Source organism: Streptomyces sp. WAC04114 (assembly GCF_019733245.1).
GTDB classification, from domain to species: Bacteria; Actinomycetota; Actinomycetes; order Streptomycetales; family Streptomycetaceae; genus Streptomyces; species Streptomyces massasporeus_A.
Genome location: NZ_JAIGQA010000240.1, coordinates 1 through 10,161, shown reverse-complemented (window position 1 = coordinate 10,161; position 10,161 = coordinate 1). Strand labels below are relative to the sequence as shown.

10 protein-coding genes are annotated in these 10,161 nt (G+C 72.3%); 3 read left to right on the top strand and 7 right to left on the bottom strand.

Annotated features, from left to right (window positions below):
- The 3 genes from K4G64_RS36080 to K4G64_RS36070 all read right to left on the bottom strand — a co-directional run.
- On the bottom strand, nt 1–712 hold a 712-nt coding region (locus tag K4G64_RS36080; protein WP_374206491.1), incomplete at its 3' end, for a biotin/lipoyl-containing protein.
- A 63-nt stretch (nt 713–775) separates the two neighbouring features.
- Nucleotides 776–2,164 carry a dihydrolipoyl dehydrogenase gene (gene lpdA, locus K4G64_RS36075; RefSeq protein WP_221760109.1) on the bottom strand — a complete coding sequence of 463 codons (1,389 nt, stop codon included), beginning with the start codon at nt 2,162–2,164 and terminating at the stop codon, nt 776–778.
- Nucleotides 2,165–2,519: 355 nt separating this feature from the next.
- Complete coding sequence (locus tag K4G64_RS36070; protein ID WP_221760108.1) at nt 2,520–4,046, bottom strand: leucyl aminopeptidase; 1,527 nt, start codon at nt 4,044–4,046, stop codon at nt 2,520–2,522.
- Between the two features lie 295 nt (nt 4,047–4,341).
- Here K4G64_RS36070 and K4G64_RS36065 point away from each other — a divergent pair, with 295 nt between their 5' ends.
- Nucleotides 4,342–5,121, top strand: coding sequence for an endo alpha-1,4 polygalactosaminidase (locus K4G64_RS36065; RefSeq protein ID WP_221760107.1), 780 nt, complete (start codon nt 4,342–4,344; stop codon nt 5,119–5,121).
- Nucleotides 5,122–5,359: 238 nt separating this feature from the next.
- On the opposite strand, the gene K4G64_RS40805 is transcribed toward K4G64_RS36065, so the two are convergent.
- Both K4G64_RS40805 and K4G64_RS36060 read right to left on the bottom strand, forming a co-directional pair.
- The gene (locus tag K4G64_RS40805; RefSeq protein WP_260461454.1) at nt 5,360–5,491 is read right to left on the bottom strand and encodes a hypothetical protein; all 132 of its coding nucleotides are present in this window, start codon (nt 5,489–5,491) and stop codon (nt 5,360–5,362) included.
- An 82-nt stretch (nt 5,492–5,573) separates the two neighbouring features.
- Nucleotides 5,574–6,356 carry an adenosylcobinamide-GDP ribazoletransferase gene (locus K4G64_RS36060; RefSeq protein ID WP_221760106.1) on the bottom strand — a complete coding sequence of 261 codons (783 nt, stop codon included), beginning with the start codon at nt 6,354–6,356 and terminating at the stop codon, nt 5,574–5,576.
- Nucleotides 6,357–6,416: 60 nt separating this feature from the next.
- On the opposite strand from K4G64_RS36060, the gene K4G64_RS36055 reads away from it, so the two are divergent.
- A complete protein-coding gene (locus K4G64_RS36055; protein ID WP_221760105.1) occupies nt 6,417–7,181 on the top strand; it encodes a hypothetical protein in 765 nt (254 codons plus the stop codon).
- On the opposite strand, the gene K4G64_RS36050 is transcribed toward K4G64_RS36055, so the two are convergent.
- Nucleotides 7,121–7,819, bottom strand: a complete 699-nt coding sequence (locus K4G64_RS36050; protein ID WP_221760104.1) for a hypothetical protein — start codon at nt 7,817–7,819, stop codon at nt 7,121–7,123. The genes K4G64_RS36055 and K4G64_RS36050 overlap by 61 nt on opposite strands.
- A 134-nt stretch (nt 7,820–7,953) precedes the next feature.
- Entirely contained in the window at nt 7,954–9,072 is a 1,119-nt protein-coding gene (gene cobT / locus K4G64_RS36045; protein WP_221760103.1) for a nicotinate-nucleotide--dimethylbenzimidazole phosphoribosyltransferase, read from the bottom strand.
- Between the two features lie 198 nt (nt 9,073–9,270).
- Between cobT and K4G64_RS36040 the strand changes: the two genes are divergently transcribed.
- Nucleotides 9,271–10,161: class I SAM-dependent methyltransferase (locus K4G64_RS36040; RefSeq protein WP_221760102.1), on the top strand; the 891-nt coding region annotated here is incomplete at its 3' end.

Genomic DNA, 10,161 nt, shown 5'->3' with positions numbered 1-10,161 from the left:
CGCCTCGCCGATGACGGCGAGCTTGGCGCCCACCTCGGGCACGCTGCTGGAGATCGTGGTCGGCGAGGACGAGACCGCCGAGGTCGGCGCCAAGCTCGCCGTCATCGGCGAGCTTGGCGCCGACCTCGGCGGTCTCGTCCTCGCCGACCACGATCTCCAGCAGCGTGCCCGAGGTGGGCGCCGGGATCTCGGTGTCGACCTTGTCGGTGGAGACCTCGAGCAGCGGCTCGTCGGCCTCGACGCTGTCACCGACCGACTTCAGCCAGCGGGTGACGGTGCCCTCGGTGACGGACTCGCCGAGCGCGGGCAGGACGACGTCCGTGCCCTCGGCGGAGCCGCCGCCGGCAGCGGCGTCGGCGGTGGGAGCGGCCGCCGGGGCGGCCTGCTCGGTGGACGGGGCGGCCGCGGCCGGCTCGGGGGCCGGCTCGGCGACCTGCTCCGCGGCGGGGGCCGGGGCGGCGGCGGGCGCGCCGCTGCCGTCGTCGATCAGGGCCAGCTCGGCGCCGACCTCGACCGTCTCGTCCTCGGCGACCTTGATGGAGGCCAGGACACCGGCGGCGGGCGAAGGGATCTCGGTGTCGACCTTGTCGGTCGACACCTCGAGCAGCGGCTCGTCGGCCTCGACGCGCTCGCCCTCGGCCTTCAGCCAGCGGGTGACAGTGCCCTCGGTGACGCTCTCGCCGAGCGCCGGAAGGGTTACGGAAACCGCCATGGTTTCGGTTGCTCCTTACGGAAAGTGCGGAAGTCTGTGTCGTCGCGTGTGTCGACCGAGGGGTCAGTCGTGCGCGTGGAGGGGCTTGCCGGCCAGGGCCAGGTGGGCCTCGCCGAGCGCCTCGCTCTGGGTGGGGTGGGCGTGGATGAGCTGCGCGACCTCGGCGGGCAGCGCCTCCCAGTTGTAGATCAGCTGGGCTTCGCCGACCTGCTCGCCCATGCGGTCGCCGACCATGTGGACGCCGACGACGGCACCGTCCTTGACCTGGACGAGCTTGATCTCGCCCGCGGTGTTCAGGATCTTGCTCCTGCCGTTGCCCGCGAGGTTGTACTTCAGAGCGACGACCTTGTCCGCACCGTAGATCTCCTTGGCCTTGGCCTCGGTGATACCGACGGAGGCGACCTCCGGGTGGCAGTACGTCACCCGCGGGACACCGTCGTAGTCGATCGGAACGGTCTTCAGACCGGCCAGGCGCTCCGCCACCAGGATGCCCTCGGCGAAGCCGACGTGCGCGAGCTGGAGGGTCGGGACGAGGTCACCGACGGCGGAGATGGTCGGCACGTTCGTGCGCATGTACTCGTCGACCAGGACGTAGCCGCGGTCCATGGCGACGCCCTGCTCCTCGTAGCCCAGGCCCTGGGAGACCGGGCCGCGGCCGATGGCGACCAGCAGGATCTCGGCCTCGAACTCCTTGCCGTCGGCGAGGGTGACCTTGACGCCGTCCTGGGTGTACTCGGCCTTCTGGAAGAAGGTGCCCAGGTTGAACTTGATGCCGCGCTTGCGGAAAGCGCGCTCCAGCAGCTTGGAGGAGTTCTCGTCCTCGACCGGGACGAGGTGCTTCAGGCCCTCGACGATCGTGACCTCGGTGCCGAAGGACTTCCACGCGGAGGCGAACTCGACGCCGATGACACCGCCGCCCAGGATGATCGCGGACTTCGGCACGCGGTCCAGGACGAGGGCGTGGTCGGAGGAGATGATCCGGTTGCCGTCGATGTCCAGGCCGGGCAGCGACTTCGGCACGGAGCCGGTCGCGAGCAGGATGTGGCGGCCCTCGACGCGGCGGCCGTTCACGTCGACGGACGTGGGGGAGGACAGCCGGCCCTCACCCTCGATGTACGTCACCTTCCGGGAGGCGACGAGCCCCTGCAGGCCCTTGTACAGGCCGGCGACCACGCCGTCCTTGTACTTGTGGACCCCGGCGATGTCGATGCCCTCGAAGGATGCCTTCACACCGAACTGCTCGCTCTCGCGGGCCTGGTCGGCGATCTCGCCCGCGTGCAGCAGGGCCTTGGTGGGGATGCATCCCCGGTGCAGGCAGGTGCCGCCGACCTTGTCCTTCTCGATCAGGGCGACGTCCAGGCCCAGCTGCGCCCCGCGCAGGGCCGCGGCGTAACCACCGCTGCCACCGCCGAGGATCACTAGGTCGAAAACGGTGCTGGCGTCGTTCGCCACGTCACGTCCTCCATGCATGTGCGCCGTGAGCCGGTCGTCAGTGACCGGCAGGCGGCTGGTGTCCGGCCGCTCGTTCTTCGGCCCTTCGGTGGGGCCCTGTCCTGCCGAGCCCCATCTTCGCACTTGTCGGCACACAAGGAGACGCCGGGCTGCGGTGTGAGACGCCCCACGTTCAGATGAGCCACGCTTTGATGCCTGGAGGGCAACGCCCAAGGGGCGCGGGGCTGTGTCTGATCTGCGGCTCCGCCGCGGGGCGCGAGGGCGACGGCCCCAAGGGGCGCGGGGAACTGCGCGAACAGCCCCCACGCCCCCGCACTCGCCACACAACGGACGAGACCGAGCTCTCAGGCGAAGGTCAGCCCAGATCCCCGGCAGCCGTCAGCTCCGCCAGCCGCACCAGCGTCCGCACAGCCGTCCCCGTGCCGCCCTTCGGCGTGTATCCGAACGGCCCGCCCTCGTTGAAGGCCGGCCCGGCGATGTCCAAGTGCGCCCAGGTGATGCCCTCGCCCACGAACTCGCGCAGGAACAGACCGGCGACCAGCCCGCCGCCCATCCGCTCGCCCATGTTCGCGATGTCGGCCGTGGCCGAGTCCATCCCCTTGCGCAGGTGCTCCGGCAGCGGCATCGGCCACGCCGGCTCCCCGACCTCCTCGGCGGCCTCGACCAGCGCCGCACGGAACGCGTCGTCGTTGCCCATGATCCCGAACGTCCGGTTGCCCAGCGCCAGCACCATCGCCCCGGTCAGCGTCGCCACGTCCACGATCGCGTCCGGCTTCTCCTGCGACGCCGCCCACAGCGCGTCGGCCAGCACCAGCCGGCCCTCGGCGTCGGTGTTGAGCACCTCCACCGTCTTGCCGCTGTACATCCGCAGCACGTCGCCCGGACGGGTCGCGGACCCGGAGGGCATGTTCTCGGCCAGGGCGAGCCAGCCGGTGACGTTGACCTCCAGGCCGAGACGCGCGGCGGCGACGACCGCGGCGAACACCGAGGCCGCACCGGCCATGTCGCACTTCATCGTCTCGTTGTGACCGGCCGGCTTCAGCGAGATGCCGCCCGAGTCGTAGGTGATGCCCTTGCCGACGAAGGCGAGGTGCTTCTTCGCCTTGGAGGAGGTGTACGACAGCTTGACCAGGCGCGGGGTGGCCGCGGAGCCGGAGCCCACGCCGAGGATGCCGCCGTAGCCGCCCTTGGCCAGGGCCTTCTCGTCGAGCACCTGGATCTTGATGCCGTGTTCCTTCGCCGCGGCCTGGGCGATCGCGGCGAACGACTCGGGGTTCAGGTCGTTCGGCGGGGTGTTGACCAGGTCGCGGGAGCGGTTGAGCTCCTCGGACACGGCGACGGCGCGCTCGACCGCGGCCTTGTACGCCTTGTCGCGCGGCTTGCCGCCGAGCAGGACGATCTCGGCGAGAGGGGCCTTGCCGTTCTTCGCCTTGGGGTCCTTGCCGTTGTCCTTGTAGGCGTCGAAGGAGTACGCACCGAGCAGCGCGCCCTCCCCGATCGCACCGGCGTCGGCGGCGTCGTCCAGCGGCAGCGCGAAGGCGGCCTTCTTCGACCCGGCCAGGGCGCGGGCGGCGACGCCGGCGGCCTTGCGCAGGGCCTCGGTGCCGTACTCGGCGTCCTTCTCGGGGACCGTGCCCAGTCCGACCGCCAGGACGAGCGGTGTCTTGAAGCCGGACGGCGCCGGCAGCTTCGTCACCTCGCCCTCGCCGCCGGAGGCGCCGAGAGTCTCCAGAACGCCGGCGAGCCTGCCGTCGTACGCCTTGTCCACGGCCTCGGCGCCCGGTGCGACGACCGGTCCCTTGGCACCCTTGGCGACACCGATCACGATCGCGTCGGCCCGCAGGCCGGGCGCCGCGGAGGTGCTGAGAGTGAGAGCAGTCACGGTGGTGAAATCTCGCTTCCGATGTGAAGTTGCAGTGGTCGAACGGTGTGGGTCGACCGGGCCCGAAAGCCGACCCTAATCCGACCTCAGGGTCCGGTATCCACGGGGCCTTCCCCGGTGCGGCGAACACTCGACGACGAGACTACGCGCGTGGCCCGGTTCGCTCATTCCTGCGGGCGTTCACCTGCCGGTGGCGTAGTGGCCATTTCTTGATCCCTCACACTGGTGAACCGGGTCACACTCGTCGCGATCCGGCAACGTCCCACCCGTCCCCGGAACCGGAGAAGAACACCCCGTGAGACGCCCGTCCCTGCTCGTCACCGTGCTCGTCCTGCTCCTCGCGGGCTGCGCACAGACCCCCGACGACAAGCCCGGCCCCCGCTGGCAGCCCCGCCCCGGCACCGCCTGGCAGTGGCAGCTCAGCGGACGCCTGGACACCTCCGTCGACGTGCCGGTCTACGACATCGACGGCTTCGACCACTCCGAGAACACGGTCACCCGGCTGCACCGCGACGGCCGCAAGGTCATCTGCTACCTCTCCACGGGCGCCTGGGAGGAGTTCCGCCCGGACGCCGGCGACTTCCCGGCATCCGTTCTCGGCCGCGGCAACGGCTGGAAGGGCGAGCGCTGGCTCGACATCCGCCGCACCGACGTCCTGGAACCGCTCATGGCGGCGAGGATCGACATGTGCCGCGACAAGGGTTTCGACGCGGTGGAGCCCGACAACATGGACGGCTACCGCAACGACACGGGCTTCCCGCTCACGGCCACCGACCAGCTGCGCTACAACCGCCTCATCTCCCGGCTGGCCCACGACCGGGGCCTGGCCGTCGGCCTGAAGAACGACCTGGACCAGATCCCGGAACTGGTCGGGGACTTCGACTTCGCGGTCAACGAACAGTGCGCCCAGTACGGCGAGTGCACCGCCCTGAAGCCGTTCATCGCCGCGGGCAAGGCCGTCTTCCACGTCGAGTACGAGCTCCCCACCGCCCGCTTCTGCGCCGACTCGCGCCGCCTGAAGCTCAGTTCACTGCTCAAGAAGTACGAACTAGGGGTGTGGCGACGGACCTGCTGAGCCCGATCCCCGTGACCGCGGTGCCCGCGACCCGGTCGGCGAGGGACCGGCGGCCGGGGGAGAGCGGTCACCACCGCCGCGGACGTCGCCGTGTACGCCGTGGCCCGTGTGCTGCTGGTGGTGGAGGGTCAGGTTGTGCTGTCGGTGCTGGTGGGCGGTCGCGGTGGCGCTGTTCCTGCTGAACGCGCTGCCGGTCCGGCCGGGCGCACCCTCGGTAAGGCACTGACCGGGCTGAACGTCACCCCGAACCCGCCCCGCAGGGGCAGGGCCGCCCGGCGGGCCGCAAGGTGAGCACGGCGAGCGCCGAGGCCAGCGCCACGAGCAGCGCGAAATCGACGAGCCAGGCCAGAACCCGGCGCAGCTTCGGCATGAACGTCCCCCGATCAGTGGTGTGCCGGGGCAGGAAGCCAGCGGCTGGGCCGCCAGGGCAGGAGAGGGACGGGGAGATCGTTTCAGCCCAGTGACAGAACGACCAGCGCCGTGGTCGCCGCCGTCTCCGCCAGACCGCCGAAGACGTCCCCCGTGACGCCGCCGAAGCGCCGGACGCAGTGGCGCAGCAGGGCCTCGGCGGCGGCCAGGGAGAGGACGACCGCGAGCACGCCCCGGATCACGTCGTACGGCCCGAAGAGGGCACCGGCCGCCGCGGCGGCCCCGGTGACGGCCACGGCGGCGACCGCGGCCCCCCGCGGCGGCACCACACCCGCGACCGCCGCCCCCAGCCCCTCCGGCCGTGCCGCCGGTACCCCGGCCCGGGCCGCCAGGGTCAGCGCGAGCCGGGCGAGGGTCGCCGAGACGACGGCGGCGCACGCGCCCCGGCCCCAGGAGGCGTCGTACGCCTGGGCGAGCGCGGCGACCTGCGCGAGCAGGGTGAGGACGAGGGTGATGACCCCGAAGGGCCCGATGTCCGACTGCTTCATGATCCGCAGCGCGTCCTCGGCGGGCTTGCCGCTGCCCAACCCGTCGGCGGTGTCCGCGAGCCCGTCGAGATGCAGACCCCGGGTGAGGGCGGCCGGCACGGCGACGCTCGCCACGGCGGCGAGCGGGGCGCCCGCACCGAGGAACAGCAGCACCAGCCCGAGCCCGGCGGCGGCGGCGCCGACGGCGAGACCGGCCAGCGGGGCGCACAGCATGCCGCCGCGTGCGGCCTCCCGGTCCCACCGGGTCACCCGGACGGGGATCACCGTGAGGGTGCCGAAGGCGAAGCGGAGGCCGTCGAGGGGCGAAGTGGTGGGCACCGGCGCAGGCTACCGGCCGGTCAGGAGAGCGGGCACGGCAGCCGAGGATAAAGTTCGCATATGGGATGGTTCGAGCGGAACATCATGGAACCCGGCAAGCTGCCGTTGCTTCTCGCTCTCGTCTCCTTCGTCCTGACCTTCGTGATCACCCGGGGCATCACCCGTCTCATCCGGGCGGGCAAGGGTCCCTTCCGCAACATCAGCGCCGGCGACGGTGTCCACGTCCACCACGTGGTGCCCGGCGTCATCCTGACGATCATCGGCGGCTTCGGCGCGGTCGCCGGCGGCCAGTACGGCTTCGGCTCGGCGCTGGCCGCGGTGATTTTCGGCATCGGCGCGGGCCTCGTCCTCGACGAGTTCGCCCTGGTGCTGCACCTCGCCGACGTCTACTGGACCCCGGACGGGCGCAAGAGCGTCGAGATGGTTGTCCTCACCGCGTCCCTCGTCGGCCTGCTCCTGCTCGGCTTCTCGCCGCTGGGCGTCAACGACCTCTCCGAGGACCAGCAGCAGAATCGCGCCGTCGTCCTCGGGAACGTCCTCGTGAACTTCGGGTTCGCCCTCATCGCCCTGTTCAAGGGCAAGGTCCGCATCGCCGTGCTGGGCGTGATCATCCCCCTCGTCGCCCTGATCGGCGCCGTACGGCTGGCCCGCCCCACCTCCCCATGGGCCAAGCGGTTCTACCGCAACCGCCCCCGTGCCCGAGCGAGATCCGGCCTGCGGGCCTACCACCACGACCGCCGCTGGGCGGGCCCACGGCGCAGGTTTCAGGACTGGATCGGCGGCGCGCCCGACCCCGAACCCGCCCGGTCCCTCGAACGCCGCTGACGCAGCTCGCCCGCCGCGCACAGCACCAGCACCGCCACGATCGCCGCGAGGTGCTCCTTGCCCGCGAGGTTCTCCTTGAGCGCGACCTCGACCACCATCGCCACGATCACCACCGAGGCCGTCACGTACGCCCGGTAGCGCCAGCCGAGGAACACGGCCAGGCCCACCACCGCCGCCGACGGCCCGGTGTCCACGACCCAGGCGTCCGAGGCGGGCAGGCCGAGCGGGGAGTCCGGGCCGAGCCGGATGCCCAGGCGCGCGTACAGCGTCCCCGCGAGCGTCGCGACGTAGGCGATGGCCAACGTCCGCCACCAGCCCAGGCACAGCTCGGCGATGCCGAACACCAGCAGGATCTGCACCAGCGCGCCCCACACCGGCAGATCCAGCGCGGGCACGAACAGCGACAGCGGCGTCCGCAGCAGAGCCGCCCACAACGGGTCCTCGGCCCGCACGGCGCCGATGTTCTGCACGAACCGGTAACCCCACGACTGGTTGTGCACGAAGTGCAGCACGGCCGTGAGACACACGGCCGTGACCGCCATCGGCGCGGCCCGCCACCGCCGCGCGGCCAGCGGCCCGCGCACCGCGGCGTACAGCGCACCCCATTCGGCGCGGGCCCAGCGGGCGAGCGTGGTCATCCGGCGGTCGTCCTCGTCGGTGCGTGGAAACGTCTGCGGGTGTCTGCGACTCAGTCAAACCGACACCACGTTCCAGGACCGACCGGAACGGGACGAAGTTGAGCCAGGCGTGAGTGACCTGGATCTCGGCGCCTCTACTGTTCGGCGGGCTCCTCGGACCCCTGCGGCCCGGCCGCCTCCTCGGTCACCTCGGGCCCCTCGGACTCCTTGGGCTTCTCGGGCAGCTCGGCGGCCAGCGCGGCAGCGGCCTGCACGAGCGGCAGCGCCAGCAGACCGCCCGCGCCCTCCCCGACGGTCACCCCGTGGGTCAGCAGCGGCTCCAGGGCCATCCGGTCCAGCGCCTTGGCCTGCCCGGGCTCGCCGCTGTCGTGCGCGGCCAGCCACCAGTCCGGCGCCCGGAACGCGATCCGCTGCCCGACCAGTGCGCACGCGGCCGTCACGACCCCGTCGAGCACCACCGGCAGCTTGCGCACCGCGCTCTGCAGCAGAAAACCCGTCATCGCGGCGAGATCGGCCCCGCCCACCGTGGCCAGCAGCTGCAACTGGTCTCCGAGCACCGGCCGGGCCCGGCGCAGCGCGTCCCGGATCGCCGCGCACTTGCGCATCCACGCCAGGTCGTCGATCGCCAGCCCGCCGCGCCCGGTGACGACCGACGCGTCCACCCCGCACAGCGCCGCGACCAGCACACCCGCGACCGTGGTCCCGCCGACGCTCACATCGCCGAGCACCACCAGATCCGTACCGGAGTCGGCCTCCTCGTCGGCCACCGCCACCCCGGCCCGGAACGCCGCCTCCGCCTCCTGAAGGGTCAGCGCGTCCTCGATGTCGATCCGCCCGCTGCCGCGCCGCACCCGGTGCCGTACGACGTCCTCCGGCAGGCCCTCGGGATCGCAGTCCAGAGCCATGTCGACGATCCGCACCGGCACGCCGAGGCGCCGCGCCAGCACCGACACGGGCCGGCCGCCCTCCAGCACCTCGCGCACCAACTCCCCGGCGCCGCCCGCCGGCCGGGCCGAGACGCCCAGCTCGGCGATGCCGTGGTCACCGGCGAAGAGCACCACTCGCGGCCGTTCGACCGGCCGGACCGGCACGGCGGACTGCGCCGCCGCCAGCCATTCACCCAGTTCGTCGAGGCGGCCCAGCGATCCGGGCGGCACGATCTGTCGCTCCCGGCGTGCCTCGGCGTCACGGCGGATCCCGCCGTCCGGACGCTCGATCAGATCGGTGAAGTCGTCGAGATTAAGCGAGCTCATTCGCCGAACAGTACCGGCCCCGGTTCGAACAGCACGGCGCCACATCACCACTCCGTCAGGGCCACATCGTTGCACCCAAGATCGGCATCCCATACGTTCCGTTTTGCAGAGGATTGTCGTACGTGGTAGGTGCGACATCCCCGCCGTACGTCCTCGCCCTACGCCGCCGCCGTACGCCGTCGCGCCCGGGAGCCGCCCATGCCCGCACACCCCGCCTCCTCAGCACCCCCCGTCCCCCAAGCGACCACACGGGTCCACGAACCGCGCCGGGAGGACTGCCCCTGGTGCGGCTCCGACCGGCTGCGGAACCGGCTGCGCACCGGTGACCTGCGGCAGTACAAGCCGGGCAGCTTCACCGTCGACGCGTGCCGGGAGTGCGGCCACACCTTCCAGAACCCCCGCCTCACCGTGGAGGGCCTCGCCCTCTACCACCGGACCGTGCGCGGGGCACCCAGGGACCCGGCGAGCGACGGCCTCCTCGCCCTGCGCGGCAGTCCGCGCCGGCACCGTTCGGCCGCCCGCGCGATGCTGCGCTGCGGCGAGCCGGAGAGCTGGCTCGACGTCGGCACGGGCCACGCCCACTTCCCGGCCACGGCCCGGCAGTTCTTCCCCTACACCGCCTTCGACGGCCTGGACCCCACCCCGCGTGTGGTCCGCGCCCGCACGGCCGACCGCGTCGAGGAGGCCCACGTCGGCCGCCTGACGGACCCCCGGGTCGCCGCCCCGCTGCGCGCCCGCTACGACGTGGTCAGCATGCTCCACCACCTGGAGGGCACGCCCGACCCCCGGGCGGAACTCCGGGCCGCCCTCTCGGTCCTGCGCCCGGGCGGCCACCTGCTCATCGAGACCCTGAGCCCCCGCAGCGTCTTCGCCGCCCTGCTGGGCCGCTGGTGGCTCCCCTACGACCAGCCGCGCCACCTCCACCTGTTGCCCCCGCAGAACGTCCGCGCGGAACTGGAGTCGGCCGGCTGCACGATCCTGACGCTCGATCACCGCCCGGTCCACGTCCCCCACGACCTCGCGGGCGCCACGTCCCTGGCCCTCTCCCACGCCCTGCCGGCCCCGGACACCCCCTGGCGGGCGATCCCC